Raw genomic sequence first — 24,167 nt, 5'->3', positions numbered from 1 at the left:
AAAAACGGCCGTGGAAACGCGTACTGGGCAATAAAAAGCGGTATAATAAAAGAAATAGTATCTTTGAGCGGGGTGGAAATATGTTTGAAAAGTTTAAAACGGGCAATCCAATCTGGGTTTACTACGTCGATATTGATTCCGGCGCTAATATGATTGTTCCGCAGTTGTTGCGGGGACGCATCGGGGAAGAATACCATGTTGACCAAAAGAAGTTTCCCAACTATGACTCTGTCAAGGCCGAGGGCGACCTTACCGGCAGTTTTGACATGACCCAGCGTAGCGTCAAGCTCTATTACCGCAAGCAGTCATGGGGCGAAGTCCAAGACATAGACATGTATCTGAAGTTGGAGGCCCCGACCGTCGTCTACGATACCGTTGAAGGGATGCCAGTCGGCGAGCCGCTACCGCAGGACATCATCATCAAGGCCTTCCAACGGGTGGCAACCAAGGATGGGCAATTCTGGTACGAAATCGGTGCCGACCAGTGGATCAAGTATGAAAAGATGCACGTCGTCGACAATCCATTTGCCAGCGAAAAGAAAATTCCCTCACGCCTGGAAAATCAGCTGACCGTTTTCCGGCTCAACAATGTCAAGGCCATCATTGACTACATCCCCGGCAAATCGATTGATGTCTACGATGCACCATACGGAAATCGAGTTGACAAGATTGACGATGGTCAGGAAGTTACCCTCACCAACAAGCTCAGCGATGACCAGCTGACCTGGTATGCAATTGGGGATAACCGGTATGTTTCGGGCAACTACGTCAAAATTGACGAGCAAGAAGAATAATCATTCATTCCCCCCTAACTGAAAATGCGCAGGCTGATTGTCGAATTTGCGGCAATCAGTCTGCGCATTTGTTCGTTTGAAATCATAATCTTACTCTAGTCAGGATACCTCTTACCAAGCAACAAATCATTTTACATATACTTTGATTACTTGAGTTGAGCTTTTGGCTACAAAAGTAACCTCTGTTTCACCCCTGGCTGATACTTGGGTTCTAATGCCATGTGTCGAATAATTCTTCCCGTAGTTTAACACCGGTAGTATTACCTTATTGGTCCGTCCACGCTTTAAGTTAGTAAGCTTATATTGGATTACATTGTACTTTGAAATGATGCTTTTCTGCGGTAATTTCACTTGTTGACCATTTACAGTTGCAATATGTTTATGAACATTCTGTTTCGAATGGAATACTTTAGTGTAGTCTAGGTCCTTTAACGTTGCTGTCGGCATGTAATCAGTATAAACTGCATCCGTAGCCACCTGCTTATAGCAACTATCATTACTGATTCTTTGGGTAGCTTGAGAATTATAGATATATTGGTGCATATAAGTAAAACTAACCGTACAAATCATAACTGCCAGCAAGCCAATAAGCCTGTCAGACTTTTTTGGACATAGTTCCGCAAAAACGAACGAAAAGCAGAACGTAGCTAATCCTAGAAAGCGCCACGGAAATTGAATAATGTGAACTGGTGTATTTTGGAATACGAACCATGGAAATAAATTAGTCGCTAAGAAAGTAAAGAACAATCCTAATGCTTCCATAATTTTCAATTCCCTATTACGGTGTTTGAAGGTTAATATGCCTACCATCCCCGCAATAGCAACAACCAAGCCTAGATTGACGTCTAAAAGACTATTAGGAATAGCATTATTCAAGGAGTTATACAACAGATTGCTTGGACTAACAGCTTCATTAATTAAGACATCCGGAACGATTGGAATAATTACGGTGGTCTTACTCCGCGCCATAAGCATTGTTATTAGTAACGGTAGGCAAAATAACACTGTGATAATAATGCTGACGCTCAACCGCTTAACCATAAGTAAATTAATTTGCTTATAATCTAGTACATATATGCAGCCTAAGAAGAGCGCAAACAAAATCATCGATAAAATATGCGTATAGCAAACCAGAATCATCCCTACCGGCAACCACATCCATTGTCGTGACCCCGGATCAAAGATTTTCTTTCCACCTACAAAAACAACGGGAAACAATAACAGTGCAATGTATTCCGCAATATCACCACGCATACTTATTTGTAGCAATAAATATCCGCTATTGTTGTAAAGAACACTAAACAAGAAAGCAGTCCTTTTAGAATTAGTAAGACTCTTTATTGAAAAATATGAGATTAGCAAAGAAGCCAATGTTAACAAGAAGCATCCAAGATTATAGGCAACAATTGGTTTTAAGAAAAATTGCAGGATCGCAAATAAGTATAAAAATAGATATGGATAAAACCTGTTAATTGCGAGCCCAATCCTTGAGAAGGTATAGGTCCCCGTCGAAGAAAAGAGGTGCCCGCTCTGAATGCTTCGGTATAATTCCTCAATTCGGTTTAAGTGAAACTGTGTATCCCACCCTAATGGAATCGCCCTTATCTTAAACAGGTACAGGTACAATAACATTGCATTGATAACAAGCAATCCAAGATAACCGTACTTTTTGCAAAGTTTACTCATCAGACTCATTCCTTACTGGGTGTTCAATGCGGTAAATATCAAGGAAGTATTCACAGATCGTCTTGACCACGGCATAAGCCGGAATGCAGAGAATCATTCCCCCAATTCCTGCAATATGCCCCGCCGCCAGCAAAAGCAGAATGATCGTCAGCGGGTGGATCTTGAGGCTGCGGCCGATGATATTTGGATAGACAATGTTTCCGTCAATCTGCTGAACAATCAGCACCACAATAATCACCGGAATCAGCTTCTTTGGTGCCATCGTCAATGAAACAAAGAGCGCTGGTGCAATTCCAATGTATGGTCCGATGTACGGAATGATGTTGCATAAGCCGGCAACGATCCCGAGGACCAGGGCCATTGGTTGCTTAATGATCAAATAACCGATCGAAGTAAAGATCCCGACAAAAAGACACTCGATTACCTGTCCAGAGATGTAGGAGGACAAGGTATCATTCATCTTGCGGAGTAATTGCTCGACTTCCTTAGCATGGTGCGGTGATAGCCACTTCTGCACACTTGGCGCCAGCTTGGAACCATCCTTGAGCATGTAGAAGAGCATTACCGGCACTGTGATGGTCACTACCGTAATATTGGTAACCATCCCAATGATGTCACCAACCCGTGATGACAGCCCCTTCAGAACGACCTGCGCGTACTTGGCTAGCTGATGGTCAAACTGCCGGTAGTATGAGTTTATGTCAACATTCTTAAATGGCGAATGCTGGACCGTATTGTTTAACAGGTGCTGGAGCCCGGTCGCTGTCTGCGGCAGGTGGGTCACCAGACTGGTGATTTCCTTGACCACCGGTGGGATTAGAACGGCCAATCCCCCAGCGACAACCAAAATCAGCAAGGCTACCAGGAGAAGGCTTGCAACCCCCTTATTGAAGTGAAAGCGGCCAACTCTGATCTTCATCATTAGTTTGAGAATCGGATTGAGCATGTAGTACAAAAATCCTGATAGGATCAGCGGCACGAAGACCACCGAGATGAAAGTCAAAAAGGGCTTAAAAATAAACTGGATCTTCGTGCAAACAAAGATTAACGTTGCTAACACCAGGAGTAGCAACGGCCAGAAGAGCCAGTGATAAAAATTGCGACTAGACATCAGATATCCTCATTTCTGCTTATTTATAGACAGTTAAACAGCCCATACCAGCTGTTCGGTATGGGCTGTTTAACTGTTTTAGGTTATTTATTTATTGAATTTTAGTAGCCACGCCAGTTTGATTGTTGTACTGGTAGATACCGACCATGTTGGCAACCGTGTTGTCTTTATTATTCTGCCGAACTTCGAAGCGATAAGTGTTTCCGTTCTTAGCAGTAGGGGTAATGGAGTAGCCATTGTTGTTAGCAAAACCCATCTTGCTTGCAAAGTTATTAACAACGTCTGTGCTTGTCTGACCAGCCACGGTACTTTGACTAGCTGCAGAACTGCTATTAGCAGCGCTAGTCATCGAGCTGCTCGTAGCACTACTGCTGCTAGAACTAACCTTTTCAGCGTTAGAAATCTTATTCTGCAATTCGTTGTATGCACCGCGCATTGCTGAACTATTTGACTTCAAAGATGACAGACTATTGTTGGCCTCATCATAATTACCGTTGCTATATGACTTTTCAGCACTCATATAGCTACGCAGGTCATCGTTCAAATTATTAACTTGCTTAGTACTATGACTAACACCACTAAGCGTATTAGAAGCCGCCTTGTATTCCCCTTGGCGAATCAAATGTTCCGCTGAGTGGTAAGCCCTTGTTGACTCACTCTCGGCAGACGGTGTACTTGATGAACTGTGACTAGATTGTTGACTGGCCGTTTGCTGCCCGCAGGCGGCGAGAACTACGGAGGTTGTTAATGCTGCAATCCCCACAACAGTTTTCTTAATAAACTTATTCATATAAACTTCCTCCCTAAATTTAACGGTAAAGTCAATTCAATTCAAATCGTATCATGGATAATTAGCACTTTCAAGACATGAAAGTAATACTTAAACAGACTAAGCCTAACCTGATTTTAACACTAAAAGAGAAACAAAACGTACTTTCTAGCAAAATTAATTTCCAGCAAAAAGTCCTCCTGTTTTCCACAGGAGGACTCATTTAATTACTCACTATTATTCTGCATCAAGGTTGGCATAGTAATCTGCTGAGGAAATTGCTTCTGGCAACGTAGTCGGGAACAACTTGTTTGTCCCTTCATTCAGATAAGCATAATTACCATTAGCCAACTTTACAGCCAGACCAATACCGATATTTTGCAGTGATGTACCATTTTCATACTTAGCAGACCATTCGGTAATCCGTACTGACGGATCCGGTGCAACACCGGTAGATTGTGCCTTCGTGGTAAACAGTTCTGGATATTTCTGCTGAAGTTCAGCAAGGTACTTACCACCGTATTCCTTTTGACCATTACCACCACCACGCGTGTATGCGAAGTAAATCTGGTTAGCAAAGGTTTGACCATCGACAGACAACTGCTTAGCATGACTATCGGTCCGCGTAACCGTAACAGCTTCTTGGGTAGAGAAACCAATCATTTGGTTCATAACTAAGTCTTCTTGAACCTTCAGCCCTGCCGCATGCAATGCTGCGATTGCGTCGGCCAGCTCAGTACCACTGCCGTACTTAGTTGGTTGGCTATCAGTACCTAAGTTATAACGATCAGTCATTGAATACCCTTCATTGTACCTGCTCATCCCAAATGGCGTGTAAGCCGGAGCCATCCAGAAGTCGGTAATTCCAAGCGAGTTAAAGAGGGACGCATTCTTAGCGATGATGTTATATGCGTGTTCTTCCTTGGAAGTTGGTTCTGGTTGGAACAAACTAAAGTCTTCATAGATCATGTGCGAGTCTAACGCTGCATTAGAAGAATAGGTCTTATTCGTGTTATCAGCAATTTCATCAGCGCTGGTCGTCACGTCAGCTCCACCATTTACTGGTACCCATACACTCAGGTAACCACTAACGTAAGGATTAATGTAACCCTTTACGGTTAGCTTTAGGATCCCATCTTTATCTGTCCGCAGAATCGTTGCTGATTGATAGGATAATCCTGTGTCTGTCGCTCCAAGTAGTTCCTTGTAAGCTTGGTTGGCGTGCGCTTTCCCCATATTAACGCTAATAGTTTGTGAACCCATTTGAGGATTATTACCCACAATTACAGCCATCCCGGAATTACGGCCAACCGGAGTAGCAACAGGATCATCTGCGCTTGCTACCCCCTTACCATAACGTACACTAGCAACTAAGTGATTATTAAGCTGCGTCATCGATTGACCACCGCTTACGTACTTCTTCCGAGCACTCATCAGGGTAGTGATGGCATCATAGTACATCGACTTAGTCTGCATGTACTGGTCGGTTTCATCGTACAAGTCACCATAGTAAACCTGTGGAACGGTATCCTTATTGCTCAAAAGCAGGGCGTATTGGGCTGGTAAATTATACTGTGCGTACTTCTTGTTAGTCTTGGCTTGGTCCGCGTAGAATTCCTTCCAGGCCTTTTGAACGTATTCTGCCTTGTAGCCATCGCTCATGATATCCGGCTCGTTAGGGTGTTCATCAATAACGATTTGGTTAATGACGTTCTTACGCTGATCATGGTTAGTCACGAACGACCAGTTTGGCGTAGCCGTGTTTTCGGTGACGTCGTTGTGCCGATTTACGACACTATTCGTAATTAAATTACCAATACTATCACGACCAGTAGCACGCCCTAAGACATTTTCAAGTGTGTAGAAGTAGCTTGAATCCATGTACAATTCCGGATTATCTTTCTTGTCCAACATCTGAGCGGCTCCGGCATGATAACCTTCGTTGTACAGAAGGTGAGCATTTGCGTTCGCCTGATTACCCTTGGTCTTGTACATACTGTTGATCAGCTGGGCCACTTGGTCAAGGACATCCGCGTCAATGTTATCAGCAGCATCAATTCTGAAACCATCAAAGTTCCCATCGGCATTGTAGTTCATTAACTTTCCATAGTTCAACAGGAAGTATTCCCAGTTGAGGTTTTCTGCTTGAACAATTGGATTAGAGTTATCAATATCATTACCGACCAGCAATTCAGGGCTGTTATCAACGTTGTTATTGCCAGCTTGATTATTAATTGTCCGATTCATCAAACGGTAATTGCTATCTGCATAGCTGGTATTACCAATCTTCTGATTTTTAGAATTATTGTTAACAAAAATAACCTGATCGTCGTCAATACTACCGTTATTGCTTGGAACATATCCACGGCTGTTGACAACCGACAGCTCAGACTGCTTAGACAGAGCAGGAATGGTAGCCATGAAGCCATTGATGTCATTAGCTAACGGACCAGTACTCTTAGCCGATACAATATGCTGCTCGATTACATAGCGTAAGTTTTGGGACATATTATCCAGCTTATTCGTTGCAGTGTCCCCTGAGAGATCCTTAACCGTTTCTGCAGTTAAATTGTAGGCACTATTCTGGTAGCCATGGTTGACAAAGTACTTAATAAACTGTGCCTGCACATCTTTGCTTGGCCATGCATACATTAAGATCGGCCGCCAGTCAGCTGCACTGGTCCGATACCAAGTCTTTCCATCTTGGCTTGTCCCGTATGGACGGTACCAGCCAGTATAGCTAATGTATCCATCAATGTTATTGATTGAGCTTGAATCCAAGCTGTAGGCCATGTTTTCCCAAGGTCCCTCGTCAATCGTTTTAAGCAGCGAATTATCAGCAAGATTGTAGATATTGAACTTGCCGTTTACGATCTTACCGTAACGATTTCCAAGCAAGATTCCCCGGCTACTGAAGTTATATACTTTACCATTAATCCACTGACGGCCGGTAACAGCGGCCTTGTCGTTGCCAAAATAGTAAGTTTCCCCATTAATAGTCTTGAATTGGTTAGCAACTTGTTGCCCCTGATCGTCGAAATAATACAAATTACCATCGATATTCAGCAGCTTAGAAACAGCTTGTGCACCGTCTGGACCATAGTATTTTCCATCGATCCACTTATTGGTAACTTTAAGGTAAGTTGTCGGGTCAAAGTAGTAGGTATTTCCATACCATTCTTTTTGACCAGTTACAATCCGACCATCAGGGCCAAACATGTACCAGTCACCCCATTGTGATTGTACATAAGCATTATCAACCCGTAAGTGGGTAACTGGGTCAAAGTAGTAATAAGTGCCAGCCCAACTTGCAACCCGGCTAGCTGCCGTTCCATCGTTTGTGAAAAGATACCAGTTACCATCATTTGCCCGAATGTAATTATTGGTTACGGCTAAGTACGTGGTTGGGTCAAAGTAATACCACTGGTTGTTCTTATCCCATTTGTACAAACCGGTAACAATCCGGCCATCATGGCCGAACATGTACTTCAAGCCCCATTGAGACGTAACATAGTCATTATCGACTCGAAGATAAGTTGTCGGGTCAAAGTAGTAGTAGGTGCCGGCCCACCGCTGAACGCCAGTTTGAATCCGGCCATCGTTGCCAAAGAGATACCAGTCACCCCATTGCGATTGCCGGTAATCATTGTCAACCCGCAGATACGTAGTTGGATCAAAGTAGTAATAGGTACCAGCCCAAGGGTAAACCTTGGTTACAATCCGACCATCATGGCCAAACATGTACCACATTCCCCATTGCGATTGTCGGTAGTCATTGTCTACACGAAGGTAGGTAACCGGGTCAAAGTAGTAGTAGGTGCCAGCCCATTGCTGAACGCCAGTTTGAATCCGGCCATCCTTACCGAAGAGGTACCAGTCACCCCACTGTGACTGCCGATAGTCATTATCTACACGAAGATAACTGCTTGGATCAAAGTAGTAATACGTGCCGGCCCATTGTTGGACACCTGATTGAGCCACACCATCCTTCATTAAGTACCAATTAGTGTTCCCCTGTGCACCAGTGTTTGGGATCGTCGGCAAGTTAACGTATTGTTGGCCTGCCAACGGTTTACCATTTTGATAGTAGACATTCTGGCCCTGGGCATTTTTGTTCCAACCAGTTGAAATCTTTGGAGTTGCAGCAACATTCTTCTCGCTGACTGCCGTCTGAATGTCCGAGTGTGAACCTGTCACAGTCGTATTGGATGCAACACCATTAGCCTTATTGGAGACAGCACTATTATCAGTCTGGTCATCCATAATTTGAGACGTCTTCGAAGATTGCTGACTGTCATTGGCTGTTGTCGCCGGATTACTATTCTTATCCGCATTCACAGTTGTAACTACGGCAGCTGAATCTTTCGAACCTGTCGTGGCGGCATTTGCGGAACTTCCCCCAGCCGTTAACATTAAACCAGCTGTAACCGTGGCAATTGCCGCAATTACCCATTGCTTTCCGCTTTTATACAACTTAAAACGTTTTTTTATTTCCATTTTATTCCTCTCCAAAGTTATAAACCTATTTTCATTACAAAATAAATATAACTCTGAATTATAACGCTTTCAATGCTAATTGAATAATTATGGAATATCTACTGATCTGATCCTGCCCCTTTGTCAATCCCATCTTCTTAATTTATCATGAACTACACACCGACTAAAGCCGGCGGTTTCTGGGAACGTTGAGTAGTATTTAGGATATGACACGAATATTTCCGAAACCTAACTTACAGAACTCAGCTATTTACCATGGCTAGTCCCTAACCGATAGCTTTTAATCCGCGGTGTAGAATATTAACTGCCGCATTAATATCCCGGTCATGATGGACACCACAATTAGGACAGGTCCACTCACGAATTTTCAGTGGTTTCTTCCCACTATTGAAGCCACAGTATGAGCAGAGCTGGCTAGTGTAGTTTGGCTTAACGGTGATTAACTTTTTGCCATACCAAGCACACTTGTACGCCAACATCGTTCTAAACTGGCGCCAACTAGCATTGGCAATGGCCTTGGCTAAATGATGATTGTGCTGAAGATTCTTGACTTTCAAATCTTCGATCACAATCACGTCATATTGTCTAACTAATTGTGTAGTCAGTTTATGCAGATAGTCGGCCCGTTTATCAGCGATCTTAGCTTGATAACGGGTCTTTCTTTGTTTCGCCCGTTGCCAATTCTGGTAGTCATTAATATCCATTTCTAGCAAGCCATGGTGTTCGTGGTTGTATTGGCGTACGCGAACGGTGGCTTGATACTTCCGCTTACTAAACCGACTTTGCCACATCTTAGCTTGCTTCTCATCCCATTTGGCGTTAAAGGTGCCATATTTGATTCCATCAGAACTAATGGCCAGATCGGCTATTCCAACATCTATGCCAACCATTTGACCGGTTTTAGGTAGGGCCTGATGAGTCTGTTCGACTTCCAAAGATAAATAGTAACGACCTGTCGGATCATGTGAGATAGTTGCCTGCTTAATCTTACTGTCAATAAGCCTACCAGTTTTAGAACATTTGATATAACCAAGCTTCGGCAATTTGATATAACGTTTAGCAACTACTCTAATGTGGCTTTTCGTCGTATATGATTGGTAACTATTTTTCCGGCTATGAAATTTTGGCCGGCCGCCTTGATGCTTAAAAAATTGCTTCCACGTCTGATAAAAGCGCTTATTAGTGATCTGATAGCTGCTGCTATCCACCTCTTTCAGCCAAGGATATTCTTGCTTTAAACAGGTTAAAAGATAGTCCAACTTATAATTGCTGGGCAAATGAAGACTTGGATTATTTTGGTATCGTTGATTGATCATTTGAAGTGTTTGATTCCATAAGAAGCGATTAGCACCAAAAGCTTGCCAAATTAACTTAACCTGATGCTTATTTGGATATAAGCGTAGTTTTACACCAGATAATGTCATGCTTATCACCTCCTCACATCAATTCTATTATAACAAAGGTAGCTATGCCCTAAAGGGGCCCGGATTATACTTGGTTTCAACGCCACCCTGAAACTAAAAAGCAGCTTTGGCGAGGCCATCTCTGGTCACCCAGCTACTTCATATCAACTATTGGGAATGTATCTAAAGAAATTGTTGCTCAATATATTGAAGATCAAATGTATAAAGGGAAAGGACGGCCTCTCCGAGATTCATCCCGGCATTAAAAAGCCGGGCTTTCTCTCTGGCCGCCTTATGTAAAAAATATCCCCTACACATTGTAGGAGATACTTTTACCATGAATATTAATAATTTACAGAATACGATGGAGTACGATTGGATCGGTAAAGAGTGCCCGTTCGTTGTTCACTGCTGCTTCGTCCATATTGACTTGCTGAGCGCGTAGTAGAGCTCGAACCAGTAACCTCATCGCTACCATTACCACTACCGGGATCGTTATATGAAGCACCGCCCGGAAGAATAAAGTTGGTATTGTTGTAACCATCATAATTAGGCTGTGACTTGTACATTTTCGTTTCGTGATTAACAACCGTCTTTGGCTTCAAGTCAAGCTGCTTGCGAACCAGCTTCGAAACCCGGTTGATTTCCTTTGGACTGGCAATCTGGAAGGAAACACCTTCGATCGTCGCATCCTGTCCTTGGAAATGGTAGGTCTTGACGTTGTTCATCGCACCGTGATAGTTCCCGTAGAGGGTCGCAATATCATCGATTGGAATGTTCGTCTTAACCCCGTCACCGACTGCATTCAGAATCTTGTTCGCAGTGCTGATTGAGCCGGACTTCTTAAACTTCTCAATAACATTCTGTAAGATCTGCTGCTGCCGCTTTTGCCGGCCGTAATCGTTATTTGGATCATCATAACGCATCCGCGAGTACTTGAGGGCATTGGTACCATTCAGGTGCTGAACCCCCTTCTTAAAGTGGTGACCTTCATAATCAAAGGCAAACGGGTTATTAACCGTTACCCCGCCGACAGAGTTAACGACTTTTTCTAGGACTCCCATGTTAATTACCGCATAGTAGTCAATTGGAACGCCCAGCAACTCCTCAACCTGCTTGACGGTTTGCTTGGGTCCACCAATTGAGTAGGCCGCGTTAAGTTTAACGTAATCCGCCCCATCGCTGGTATTGACCCGTACCAGGATGTCTCGCGGAATACTGGTCATCGTAATCGTCTGTTTCTTCGGGTTGATGGTGAACAATTCAATTGAGTCGGTATTACCACCCTTGTTACCACGGTTAAGGGCACCAACATCGGTCCCCATTGCCAGGACTGAGACTGGCTCACCCTTTTGTAACTTCTTACTGATCTTGCCGTCACCACTAGTGAACATCCCATTAGCTGCTGAGTGGATCTTATGATATTCATAAAATCCACCTAAAGCGACCAGGATGACCAGGAGCCAGATCAGAGCCTTCATCCACTTAGGCATCTTATAGTGGTGCTTAACTGGCGGCTCAAAGCTTTCCTGCGGTTCTGGGGAGTCGGGCTGATAACGTGGCTGCTCGGCTTGTTCTTCTTGTTCGCGTTGGCGATTTTCATTAACCTGCTTTTGAATCCGCTCTTCCATCCGTTTCCGGTAGTCTTCGCGGGATTCGCGGTGATTATTATTGTCCATAAAGATTAATACCTCGACCAAATAAATTCTGACAGTATCAAATATAGCAAAATTGTCAATGCAAATTCAATGCAATATCTATAGTTTAACCTTTCTGTAACTTTTTGGAAAGTTAGACTTTGGCAAAAAATTATATTAATATAGTAGAGATATTTCGCGAATACTATATGAAAGGATTTTATCGATGAAATCAACTAAAGAACTCGCTGAAGCAGTTAATAAGCGACGGACCTTTGCGATCATCTCCCACCCGGATGCCGGGAAGACGACGATCACGGAACAGCTCCTTCTCTTCGGGGGCGTTGTCCGGGAAGCCGGAACGGTTAAGGCCCGGAAGACTGGTAACTTTGCCAAGTCAGACTGGATGGAGATCGAAAAGAAGCGGGGAATTTCCGTCACTTCCTCTGTAATGCAATTTGACTTCCAGGGCAAGCGGATCAACATCCTAGATACCCCGGGACACGAGGACTTCTCTGAAGATACCTACCGGACCCTGATGGCAGTGGATTCGGCTGTCATGGTGATTGACTCCGCCAAGGGGATCGAGCCCCAGACCAAGAAGCTCTTCCAGATTTGTAAGATGCGGGGCATTCCGATCTTCACCTTCATGAACAAGTTTGACCGGGATGCCCGGGAACCACTCGACCTGCTGAACGAGGTTGAGGACGTACTGGGAATTGAAACTTACCCGATGAACTGGCCAATCGGCTCTGGTCACCAGTTTAAGGGACTCTATGACCGCTTCAACCACCGGGTTGCCCTGACCCACCCGGCTGACCCAGAGAACCCGTACCTGCCGTTAGATGAAGATGGCGAGGTTGAAGGTGACAACCCGCTGGCTGGCTCTGGGGAGTGGCAAGACGCTCTTGATGGGATGGAACTAATCGAAGTGGCCGGTAACGAGCTCGACCGGGACAAGATTGCCCGTGGTGATCAGACTCCGGTATTCTTTGGTTCTGCCTTGACCAACTTTGGGGTGCGGACTTTCTTGGAAAACTACCTGCAGTTTGCACCGGCACCCGGCGACCACAAGACCGAGGACGGTGAAGTGATTAAGCCACTCGACAAAGAATTTTCCGGCTTTGTTTTCAAGATTCAGGCCAACATGAATCCGCGGCACCGGGACCGGATCGCCTTTGTCCGAATTTGCTCTGGTGAGTTTGACCGGGGGATGGACGTCACCCTGGCCCGAACGCAGAAACCGCTCCGGCTATCCAACGTGACCGAGTTCATGGCTGACACTCGAGAGAATGTCGAGACAGCGGTCGCTGGTGATATCATCGGGCTGTACGATACGGGGAACTTCCAGATTGGGGATTCGATCTACACTGGCAAGCAGAACATTCAATTTGAAAAGCTGCCACAGTTTACGCCGGAACTCTTCGTGCGGGTTTCCGCCAAGAACGTCATGAAGCAGAAGTCCTTCCACAAGGGAATCAACCAGCTGGTTCAAGAAGGGGCCGTTCAACTCTACCGGAGTTACACTTCTAACGACTACATCCTTGGTGCCGTTGGTCAACTGCAGTTTGAAGTCTTTAAGTTCCGGATGAAGAACGAGTACAACTCCGACGTTATCATGGAACCGATGGGCCACAAGACGGCCCGGTGGATCGATCCCGACCAACTGGACGAGAAGATGTCCTCGTCCCGGAACATCCTGGTCAAGGACATCCATGACCAGCCGCTCTTCTTATTTGAAAACCAGTTCGCCGAAAACTGGTTCAAGCAGAAGTACCCGGATGTAAAGCTGACGGCGAAGTTGTAAAAATTAATGTTATTCAAAAGGGATTATGACGCACTCTCATCATAATCCCTTTTTTGTAATTTTCTTTTAGATTAACAACTAAACTCATATATCTGATCGAGTACAACAGTACTCGTAAGTAAGCTATTCTATATAGGTTTATACAAAATCAGCCTCCCCACAACTGTGAGGAGGCTGATTTCTTATTACTAGCAGTATCTGCTACTTATCGGGAGTTAACGTTGCCGTGACAGGTAAGTTAATAACTTGCCCATACTTAGCACCCTTATTCGCATTGTTTACTTGCCATTGCTTATCGGTTGCCGTCTGGCCAGCAAGCCAGAAGACATAGTGGTACTTCTGACCCTTGGCGTCTGTGTATTCCGTGGTTCCTTGTAAACCATTCTGAGCCAAGGAATCAGCCAACTGATTCAACGTTGCAGTTGAGAAGCTAGTTCCTTTGTTCCCGGTCAACAGCTTCGTCACGTTGGCCGTCAACAAACCATTGACGTCGTCAGCCGCAACAGTTGCGTTAGCCTGCATAGGATCTGTAACATCCCCAGCATTGTTCCAAACCGCAGTCACTTTCAGTTGAAGGCCGGAAGTTACATCCTTGGCCTCACTCGGCTTAGTGGGGTCAGAGTAGTTCGGGGAAGTATAACCGTTTAAGAACCCTTTATACATGTTCAGCGATTGCAGTGGATGACCGTGGTCATCAAAGAGGGCTTGGTTATCCCATGAACTACCACCCCAGGTTGGCTTGCCATCATAGTAGAGCTTACTATCAGGGTAGTAGCCACGCGATGCCTCGGTTGCCCAGCCGCATCCGTAGACGCTACTTGCATCAATGTTGTATTGGTAATAGTTCCAACCAGCCATTGCAGGGATCCATGCCGGTTCCCACCAAAAGGCACCGAGAATGTTACCACTGACCATCATGTCAGAGTACAGTTCCCGCATTGCGTCAACCTGTCCTTGAGGGCTAACCGGAATATTATTATGACCAGCACCATTAGTAGAGTTATTCGTCCCGTCTGAATTCTCATTGGTAAATGGCCAACTCGTTTCGGAAATCAGCGTATCCTTACCAAATTCCTGCTTTGCCATATTAACACAACCGTTAATTGTATCCATCACAGTGAATTTATCATTGGCCCAAAGCCAGAACTGGTAAGCAGACGTTGCAAAGATATCATAATCAACACCATGATTCTTCCAACTGTTCATAACGCCACGGTAAGTATCCTGATTCATTCCTTCGATATGCAGCAAAACCTTCGCGGAAGGTAATACTTCCCGAACTGCCTTGGAACCAGCCGACAGATAAGCACAACCGTTCTTAGCAGTTGCCTCATTCGTCCAGAAGTCGCCTCTGGTCTGTGGGGTTAAAATTCCTTGGGTAATTTCGTTCCCCACCTGAACCATTTCGACATCGGCACCAGCGGCTTTAAGGTCTTGCAGAACCTTCTTGGTGTAGTTGTATACGGATTGCTGCATGGTGGCTGGATCTTCATTGCTCCAAGCCTTCGGAACAAGCTGAGTTGCGGGGTCTGCCCAGAAGTCAGAGTAGTGGAAGTCCATCAGGATCGCCATCCCATGTGCTTGGGCACGCTTAGCCAGCGCAATCAGGTTGGCCTCGTCGCTGACACCGCCACCGTAGGTCTGCATCTTAGCATTGTATGGATCATTCCAAACCCGCAGACGGATGTAATTAACGCCGGCTTGCTGCAGAACGTTAAACAGATCATCCTTTTGACCGTTAAAGTTATAGAAGGTTACACCAGCATTCTCCAGTGAGATCAGCGAACCGACGTCAACACCCTTAGCAAGGGAGTTATTGAAGTTATTAATCTTCTCAACCTTGACTGCCTCATGACTGGCACCAGTATCTGATCCCGTAGCATAGGCGGTATTGATTTGATCCTGGGTCATCTGTGAGGTCGGCACTCCAGAGACGGGCTTAGCGGCTGGCTTGCCCCAGGTTAGAGTTGCCGATACGTCGACCTTGATCGGATCGCCGTACTTGACTCCCTTGTTGTTATTCATGAAGACGGTCCATGAATCATTCTTGGTCGTACCTTCGTTAGCCTCTAACCAGTAAACGTAATGGTAATCACCATTCTGATTGGAATAGATCTTTTGACCTACCAGCCCGGTACTCTGCCCTTGGGCACCCTTTAAGGCATCGTAGTACAACTGAAGGATATTCTGTGGAATAACCTCACCCTTCGGACCAGTCAAAATTGTATTGTTGATTCCGGCCAGGGCATTGGCTAATTCATCGTTGCCAACGGTTGCCCCCACCTTTAATGGGTTCTTGACCTCATTGTTGTTATTGTAAACGTGCGTGACCGTTGCTGACGGAACAGTTGAGGTTGCCTTTTTAGCAACTGGCTTAGCAGGGCCCTTCTTGAATAAGATCGCCGTAACAACCATGTTTTGGGTTGCACTATCGTAATTAGAGCCAACACCTAGGATATCGCCATCAACATTATCAAGTTTCAATTGCTTGACATAATCATTGGTGACCCGATTAACGTATTCAGCGCTATCGCTGAAGTCACTCAGCTTGTAGTTCATCGTAAAGATGTTTTGTACGCTACCATTCAAGAGGGCATTTCTTGCCAGGCTTTCTTCAATTAGATCCGCATCAGCATCAAGTCCTTGATCACCAAGGACCTTTTGGCCGGCCTGCCGATCCAAGTCATTCTTCTTTGAAAGTGCAACAAGCTGTGCAGTATCATGCATTGCAAAGGCCGCAAAATTATCATTTTGGTTGTTCCAATCGTAATCAATGCTTCCCTTTGAACGCAATGCATTAGCGATAGAGGAAGCAATCTGCGAACGCTGTTTCTGAACAGAAGCATTATCTGTATTGAGTGGAACTACAGTTGCAACACCATCGGCATTGAAATGATAAGCAGTTCCATCAATCGTCATCGTCCGATTACGAACCGGATTACCGTTGCCATCAAGGTAATAAGCATTGGTTCCCTGAACAAGGAGCTTATTTTGGTAACGGGCCCCGTCAGCACCAAAGTATTGACCATTTACCCATTTATTAGTTGCCTTCAGGTAGGTCGTTGGGTCAAAGTAGTAGGTATTCCCATACCATTCCTTAAGCCCAGTTACGATCCGACCATCAGGGCCAAACATGTACCAATCACCCCACTGGGATTGCCGGTAGTCGTTGTCGACCCGCAGGTGGGTAACGGGATCAAAGTAATAATAAGTGCCGACCCACTTGGCAACACGACTTGCTGCGGTACCGTCATCAGTGAAGAGGTACCAGTTACCATCGTTAGCTCGCATGTAAGTATTCTTGGCAGCCAGGTAAGTCGTTGGGTCAAAGTAGTAGAGTTGATTATTCTTATCCCACTTGTAAAGACCGGTTACAATCCGCCCGTCTTTACCAAACATGTACTTCTGGCCCCATTGGGAAGTAACATAATTGTCATCCACCCGCAGGTAAGTTGTCGGATCAAAGTAGTAGTAAGTACCGGCCCACTTCTGAACGCCACTCAAGACACGACCATCACTACCGAAGAGGTACCAATCACCCCATTGAGATTGCCGATAGTCATTATCTACCCGCAGGTAGGTCGTCGGGTCAAAGTAGTAGTATGAGCCATGCCAAGGGTAGACCTTGGTTACAATCCGACCATCGTGGCCAAACATGTACCAAAGGCCCCACTGCGATTGAACATAGTTATTATCAACCCGTAAGTAGGTTACCGGATCAAAGTAGTAATAAGTACCAGCCCATTGTTGAACACCGCTTAGGATTCGGCCATCCTTACCAAAGAGGTACCAGTCGCCCCATTGCGATTGCCGATAGTCGTTATCAACCCGCAGGTAGGTTGTTGGATCAAAGTAGTAGTAAGTACCGGCCCAACTCTGAACACCCGATTGAGCAATCCCATTATCAACTAAGTACCAGTTCTTGGCACCGCTAACGTTGGTCCCAGGAATCGTCGGCAATTCAACGTAATTCCGACCGGTCAGCTTCTGACCATCTTGATAGTAGGTCATCTGGCCATCCTGGCCCTTTTTCCAACCGTCTTTAGCATTGTTAGTCTGGGCCGCTGCACTTTGTTCCTGCGTACTGGACTTGATAGTATCAGTATTCTTAGCACTATTATTGCCGTCATTTTCAGCTACATTGCTACTAGTCGTACCAGTTTCTTGATTGTTATTCGAATCCTTCTGATTAGTAGTAGTCGTCTTAGTAGTCGTCGTCTGGTTAACCGTCTGTTGTTCACCAGCTGTCGGCTGCGTATTGCTAGAATCAGTTGTCTTAGCAGTAGCATCATTTGCTTTAGTAGCAGTAACTTCAGTCGTCGTTGCCGCCGTTACTGTATCAGCATTAACCGTTTGCTGACCTAATACTAGTCCCGCTGTTACAGCAACCGTAGCAACAGCAGCTACCAGCCACTGTTTGCCACTCTTGTAAAGTTTGAAGTGTTTTTTGACTTCCATATTTTCGACTCCTAAATTTATGAAAAAATTAAACTTAACACCACGTTTACTATACCTTATTGCTCAAATCATTTCAACAATCCCTAAGTCGCCTGCCAAACCGGCACATAAAAAAGCCTTGTCGACAACAAATCATCGACAAGGCTTTCCGCGGTATTTAATGGCACTAGGCCAGGGTCAATTGACCATTCGCGTTTGCCCAATAACGAATTCCATTAACATAAACGTACTGGTTGACTACCTTTAAGTAGGTTACTGGATCAAAGTAGTAGAGGCTACCCATCCAATTATAGAGTCCCGTAACAATCCGACCATCCGGGCCAAACATATACCAATCGCCCCATTGTGACCGTACGTAATTGTTGTCAACCCGTAAGTAGGTTATCGGATCAAAGTAATAGTAGGTGCCGGCCCACTTCTGGACACCAGTCAGAATTCGACCATCCGAACCAAAGAGGTACCAATCACCCCACTGGGATTGCCGATAATCATTCGTTACCTTCAGGTAGGTTACCGGATCAAAGTAGTAATAGCTACCGGCCCACTTCTGGACACCAGTCAAGATTCGACCATCCGAACCAAAGAGGTACCAGTCGCCCCACTGGGATTGGACATAATCATTATCCACCCGTAAGTAGTTCTGCGGATCAAAGTAGTAGTAGGTACCAGCCCATTTCTGGACACCAGATTGGACAACTCCATTGTCAACTAAGTACCAATTAGTCCCCGTACCGTTGATCGTTGGCAGCTTAATATATTGACGGCCACTCAGCGGTTGACCATTTTGGTAGTAAACATAATGATTGCCATCTGACGAAATCCGCCAACCGGTTGTGTTGTCATCACTTGGTTGGTTCGGTCCAGCTTGGTTTTGGCCAGCCCAGATAAAGTGCATATCGACGTTTTGGAGCTTATAAGTAAAGGTTGTTCCGTTGGAATACTTACCAGTTCCCGTCCCCTCCGTCAAAGAGGGGTAGACTGACATCAGGTTATTAGACTGATAATTGGTCAGGAAATTCTGGGCATGCCCAAAGAGGTCATCCGCATCCTTGAAGAGCATCAGGGTAACCCCATAGTAAATCATCGCTTGCAGATCATCCATATTGCTGACGCTGAAGAGCGGCACACTGTTGGTATTAATGAAATCCGATCCCCGTGCTTCGTCAAATGGCCGGGCCCGCAATCCTGAAACATTGTTAATGTAGATTTGAAAGGCTGAGATATTCTCGGCGTGACCCTGCAGAATATCCTGATCATGCCAATGGCCATTTAGCAGGCTTTCGTCCTTATCCTGGTATTGCAAGGCCATCTGCTTGACCGTATCAATCGAGTTTTGGTTCTGAATGAACGGCTGCTCATTAAACTCAGAGCGGACCTTATTAACCAGGTTTAAAGCATACTGATTCATTTGAACAGTTTGGTCAGAAGTCAGGTTATTAATATCCACTGCTTCTTGCTGAGCGCCCGCATCCTGCCGGTAATTGTTGTTGTACACCCCGCTAATTGAAATTTTTTCCAAATCATTAGCCTGGGTAGTATTTTGAACATTCCGCACGGCATCTAGTGTATATCCCGCTGGAATATTGATGTTCTGTGCACTAGCAGTTGAGGCCGTCGCTGCCTGTGTCTGGGTCTGGATTAAATTATTAGAGTAGAGTTGTACATTATTTTGCGTATAACTACTCGTGCTCGTGTTATTAGCCTGCTGCTGGATAGCAGATTGATCGTTAACAGTAGTATCTGCCTTGGCATTAACACCATTCAGCATTAAGCCGGCCGCCGTTGATACCGCTGCTAGCATTGCTAATTTGGCAATTTTAGCTTTCAAAATCATTTCCTCCTACTCGAATAAACCACTTAGTTACCATCCTTACTTTAACATTTATTGGCCATTGTTTGTTCAATTAAAGCGGATTTATTCAAAAAAGCCACCCTCAATCCGCCAGATAAGTTGAAAGGTTGAAGGTGGTTTAATTAAGCAATAGTTAGATATTCCAGAAATGGTCAACGCTATCTAAACGTTGCTGAATAATCTGGTAAAGCTGATCCGGTGAAATACTCTTCCGCCGGGTATCATCATTGTGCAGGCCATCCCATAGATAACGGTTGTTATCAAAGGCTGTAGCGGGAATAGAATTGAACCATTCCTTAAACAGGCTGGTAACGTGGTCCGTACTCAGGACACTGGTCCGTAATTCCTTGTAGCGATTAATGATGTCCTGCTTATGGTGAGCGTAGAAAGCGGATAATAATTTATTGTCACGCTCTTGAATCTCAGTTTCAAAGTTCTTGTTAATGTCTTGGACACTGCCGTCAAAACTATTATCCCAGGTCATATCAAGGTCATAAGGCATAAAGACCCACTTACTTCCATTCTTTGAAATGTAAGTAATGTTCTTTCGCAGGCCATCAGAATTATTAATGGCAAACGAGAAAGCCAAATAATCAATAGCGGCAGGAACATCTATATACTTTCCTTCCAACCGAGCATAATCCTGATCGCTGGCATTAGCAAGCTGGTACAATTGATCGAATTGATCGACGACCGTCTGATCAACCTTTTCCGGTGAAATGTTAGCAAAAGTTGTATCAACAAGGTTACCAACGCCTACCTGCTGGTAAAAGCCAGTCGATGGCTCATCGTCATTGTTGGCACTTAACGCAATGTTATTGGTCTTCTTATCATTTAAATTGTACAGTTTATCCTCATGGTAAGTCTCCAAAACGTACAATCCCTGATCATAACCATTAATTCCCAGCTCGACTGGCAAGCCATTAACTTGACCGTAGTTTGGCATCTTAGCAACGATACTGTCCGCTAGGCCCGTACGCGTTGCGGTAATTTGCTGATAAAGCCGGGCGTTCACAATGTTCAGGCCCATCGTTGGGTCAGTGAAGCAGCTCTTGAGGTTAAAGGAGTTAGTAGCAAAACCACTCCCGGGCAGTTCTAATTTCAATTTCTTGGTCATATCAGCATCTTTAAAGAGCTTTACCCGGTACCCCTTCTTGGCCCACGCCAAACTACTATTCCCCTGCCACTTGATCGTTGCCCAGGCCGTTGTACTTGTCCCATCAGTCAAGTTTAACTTTACCTGAACTGCTTTCCGGTTATCCTTGGATATTCCCTTAAGATCACCAGTAAAGGAAAGCTGACTCAGATTAGGAAAGTTAGGCGTTGTCTTATTGACGACCTTACCAGTGGCATCGGTCCGCTGCAAAACCCCATCAACAATTAAGGATTTATTACTAAGGTTATCCAAACGTGCCCCATCATCACCATAGTAATTGTTACCAACCCATTGATTCGTGACCTTTAAATAGGTTACTGGATCAAAGTAGTAAGTATTCCCATACCATTGCCAAGCACCGGTGACAATCCGACCGTTGGGGCCAAACATGTACCAGTCACCCCATTGCGATTGAACATAATTATTATCCACCCGCAGGTAGGTCACCGGATCAAAGTAGTAGTAGGTACCATTCCACCGTTGAACACCGGTAAGTGCCCGCCCGTCAGCACCAAACAGGTAGCCGCGGCCGTCAGCCAAGGTCGAAATGTATCGATTATCCACGCGCAAGTAAGTCACCGGATCAAAGTAGTATAATCCGCCAGCCCACTTGGTCGGTCCCGTTACGATGCGGCCATCCGGGCCAAACATGTACCAGTCACCCCATTGCGATTGAACATAATTATTATCCACCCGCAGGTAGGTCACCGGGTCAAAGTAGTAATAGGTGCCAGCCCACTGTTGCACTCCAGACAGGACCTGACCATTATCCCCGATCAGATACCAGTCGCCCCACTGAGACTGAACATAATTCCGTTGGTTGGCACGGAGGTAAGTGTTCGGATTGAAGTAGTAGTAGCGGCCATTCCAGGATTGAACACCTGACAGTGCTGCGCCATCGTTGCCTAGCAAGAGACCACTGCCGTCGCTTTGAGTCGGTACATACTGATTTCGTTCACGAAGATAGGTCTGTGGGTTTGCGTAGTAGGTCTTATTTTGGTAAGTATACTTACCGCCGACGACCCGACCATCATTGCCGAACATGTACCAATCGCCCCACTGAGACTGCCGATAATCGTTGTCGACCCGTAAATAGGTGGCAGGATCAAAGTAATAGTAAGAGCCTGCCCATGGCTGAACCTTCGACTGAACGACACCATTATCTACAAGGTACCAGTTATGCCCCTGGTTACTCCCAACCGTTGGCAAATAAGAGTAGCTTCGCCCGGTTTGAACCTGGCCATTCGTATAGTACGTCCACTGGCCACTATCATTTTTGGTCCAGCCGTTTTGAACGGATTGCTGCGCTGCATGGGTGGCAATGGTTGATTCATTTATAGAATCTGTGCTAACTGTTTTATCGCTTTGTTCATCATTGGTCTTTACGTTGCTTGGGGTGGCCACTGTGTTATCAACATCATTCTTAACTACGCTGGCCGTTTCTGGTGATGAAACGACATCGTTATTGGTATCCGCATGTGCTACTCCTAACGAGAGGCCGGTAATTGCCACAAAGGAGACAATTGCTGTCGTCACCCATTTCTTTCCACTTTTGTACAGTTTAAAATGCTTTTTCATTTAATTGACTCCCTAGTTTATTACTTACTCCAGTCTTAAATTCCTGATACAAACTGCAAGAGTTACTCAAATTTTATCATGTGCTATCGAAATTATTAATAGTTAATATTTCAATACCATAAAATGAATTTTGACTATTCCCTACCTATTTTCTCTTTTACCCTTACTTTCCGAATTATAATGACAATCCATGTACTGATCGTAACAACCATGCAAAGATAATAAAAAGCTCCGGGATTGAAACCCACTTCAATTCTACTTGAATTCTTTTTTATCGCATTATGAGAAATAAGCACTGTTCCGCGATCGCTTTCTTTATAGTTAACAAGCTTTCCGTCAACCTTGACATAGGTATGGTGGTAAGCAATGCAAGGTAAATCCAAATCACATGACTTAGCGTGGCTCACATTATAAACAATGACATTAGGTAAATACTTAGTCTTTACCGTTCTTATCCTCTTACCGTTTGAATAGATCTTTCCCCTGACAATACTCCCACTATTATGCGGATTAGTAATTGACTTTTCCGGGAAATAGTCTGTTTCACCCCACGGTATTATATAGTCAAACTGATGATCGTAATTAAATTTATCTAGAATACTACGAGAAAATTTTCTTTCTTTTACTTGACTAAACTGCGTAGGAACAGAAGTCTTTAGCTCAGTGTAAATATCTTTTACTGGTACCCAATAGCTGAATATGGTTACAGCAAGAACAAGCGCCGTAGCACAAGTAAACGTTAAATTTAGTTTCTCTGTCAAAAATGTTGCACAAAGTTTGGCAAAAATAATGGAAAAAAAGAAAGCTGAAAATTCAAGATACCGATATGGAATTTGAATAACACCAAGAGCGCCGTGATTAAACAAATACCACGGGAACGAGGCAGAGGCAATAAGGAGAAAAAACAACCCTAATAAATAAATACATATATATAATTTTGACTGCTCCTGCTTTTTTCCCAAAAAAAGCCAGCCAAACATAAAAGTAAAAATTAGGAATATCCCTATACTATTTGCATTAATGAGGTTATCAATCGAGCTGTTAATAATCAGTGATAGAGGCTGCACCAAATTCAACATTATACCCAACTTTGTTGATGTAATATTTTTACCGATATAATCAAACATAAACATGTAGCAAAGCGGTAAGCATAAAAGAAACGTTAATATAATGCTTTTGACAACTTTTTTCCATTGTGACAAAGCCTTACCAAAATTCCCAGTTAATGAGTAGATTAACAATGTTAACAGGAATGTTTCTAAAGTTATTACTACACTCACTAAATGGGAATAAATCAACAAGGACATCCCTATGCTTAGCACCAGAACCGCCTTATCTTGGTTTTCTTTTTTGGTATTAGGAGAAAAAAGAGAGTGTCAAGAAGTTTGTGTAAATTAGAAAGCCTTAGCGTATGATTTA

The 24,167-nt window shown here is 44.4% G+C and carries 12 protein-coding genes and 2 pseudogenes; 3 read left to right on the top strand and 11 right to left on the bottom strand.

The features are described from left to right. Nucleotides 1–80: 80 nt before the first annotated feature. Nucleotides 81–794: a MucBP domain-containing protein gene (locus ACI31J_RS06590; protein ID WP_439773634.1), complete on the top strand. Its 714-nt coding sequence runs from the start codon at nt 81–83 to the stop codon at nt 792–794. 126 nt (nt 795–920) lie between these two features. Here ACI31J_RS06590 and ACI31J_RS06585 read toward each other — a convergent pair whose 3' ends face one another. From ACI31J_RS06585 to ACI31J_RS06560, 6 genes and pseudogenes are all read right to left on the bottom strand, one after another. Then, on the bottom strand, nt 921–2,099 hold the full coding sequence (locus tag ACI31J_RS06585; RefSeq protein WP_439773633.1) for a hypothetical protein: 1,179 nt from the start codon (nt 2,097–2,099) through the stop codon (nt 921–923). Nucleotides 2,100–2,472: 373 nt separating this feature from the next. Beyond that, nucleotides 2,473–3,591, bottom strand: coding sequence for an AI-2E family transporter (locus tag ACI31J_RS06580; RefSeq protein WP_439773632.1), 1,119 nt, complete (start codon nt 3,589–3,591; stop codon nt 2,473–2,475). A 91-nt stretch (nt 3,592–3,682) separates the two neighbouring features. Further along, complete coding sequence (locus ACI31J_RS06575; protein WP_439773631.1) at nt 3,683–4,381, bottom strand: hypothetical protein; 699 nt, start codon at nt 4,379–4,381, stop codon at nt 3,683–3,685. A 216-nt stretch (nt 4,382–4,597) separates the two neighbouring features. Next, nucleotides 4,598–8,623, bottom strand: a complete 4,026-nt coding sequence (locus ACI31J_RS06570; protein ID WP_439773644.1) for a glycoside hydrolase family 70 protein — start codon at nt 8,621–8,623, stop codon at nt 4,598–4,600. Between the two features lie 165 nt (nt 8,624–8,788). Further along, nucleotides 8,789–8,857: pseudogene (locus ACI31J_RS06565) on the bottom strand (KxYKxGKxW signal peptide domain-containing protein); the annotation flags it as partial. A gap of 266 nt (nt 8,858–9,123) precedes the next feature. After that, nucleotides 9,124–10,287 (bottom strand): RNA-guided endonuclease TnpB family protein, encoded by a 1,164-nt coding sequence (locus ACI31J_RS06560; protein WP_439773643.1) that lies wholly within the window; start codon nt 10,285–10,287, stop codon nt 9,124–9,126. Between the two features lie 65 nt (nt 10,288–10,352). Here ACI31J_RS06560 and ACI31J_RS06555 point away from each other — a divergent pair. Further along, nucleotides 10,353–10,526: pseudogene (locus ACI31J_RS06555) on the top strand (transposase); the annotation flags it as partial. 78 nt (nt 10,527–10,604) lie between these two features. Here the strand turns inward: ACI31J_RS06555 and ACI31J_RS06550 are convergent. Further along, nucleotides 10,605–11,939: an LCP family protein gene (locus ACI31J_RS06550; RefSeq protein ID WP_439773630.1), complete on the bottom strand. Its 1,335-nt coding sequence runs from the start codon at nt 11,937–11,939 to the stop codon at nt 10,605–10,607. A 184-nt stretch (nt 11,940–12,123) separates the two neighbouring features. On the opposite strand from ACI31J_RS06550, the gene ACI31J_RS06545 reads away from it, so the two are divergent. Further along, nucleotides 12,124–13,704 (top strand): peptide chain release factor 3, encoded by a 1,581-nt coding sequence (locus ACI31J_RS06545; protein WP_439773629.1) that lies wholly within the window; start codon nt 12,124–12,126, stop codon nt 13,702–13,704. Nucleotides 13,705–13,905: 201 nt separating this feature from the next. Here ACI31J_RS06545 and ACI31J_RS06540 read toward each other — a convergent pair whose 3' ends face one another. From ACI31J_RS06540 to ACI31J_RS06525, 4 genes are all read right to left on the bottom strand, one after another. Continuing rightward, entirely contained in the window at nt 13,906–18,162 is a 4,257-nt protein-coding gene (locus tag ACI31J_RS06540) for a glycosyl hydrolase 53 family protein (protein ID WP_439773628.1), read from the bottom strand. Nucleotides 18,163–18,328: 166 nt separating this feature from the next. Next, nucleotides 18,329–19,990: an SEC10/PgrA surface exclusion domain-containing protein gene (locus ACI31J_RS06535; protein ID WP_439773627.1), complete on the bottom strand. Its 1,662-nt coding sequence runs from the start codon at nt 19,988–19,990 to the stop codon at nt 18,329–18,331. A 157-nt stretch (nt 19,991–20,147) separates the two neighbouring features. After that, the gene (locus tag ACI31J_RS06530) at nt 20,148–22,748 is read right to left on the bottom strand and encodes a CotH kinase family protein (protein ID WP_439773626.1); all 2,601 of its coding nucleotides are present in this window, start codon (nt 22,746–22,748) and stop codon (nt 20,148–20,150) included. Nucleotides 22,749–22,882: 134 nt separating this feature from the next. Further along, nucleotides 22,883–24,046: a hypothetical protein gene (locus ACI31J_RS06525; protein WP_439773625.1), complete on the bottom strand. Its 1,164-nt coding sequence runs from the start codon at nt 24,044–24,046 to the stop codon at nt 22,883–22,885. Between the last annotated feature and the right edge of the window lie 121 nt (nt 24,047–24,167).

It is taken from the genome of Limosilactobacillus sp. (assembly GCF_051873075.1).
Lineage (GTDB): Bacteria > Bacillota > Bacilli > Lactobacillales > Lactobacillaceae > Limosilactobacillus.
The sequence above is the reverse complement of the archived record's forward strand: the minus strand, read 5'-3'. Positions and strand labels throughout refer to the sequence as shown.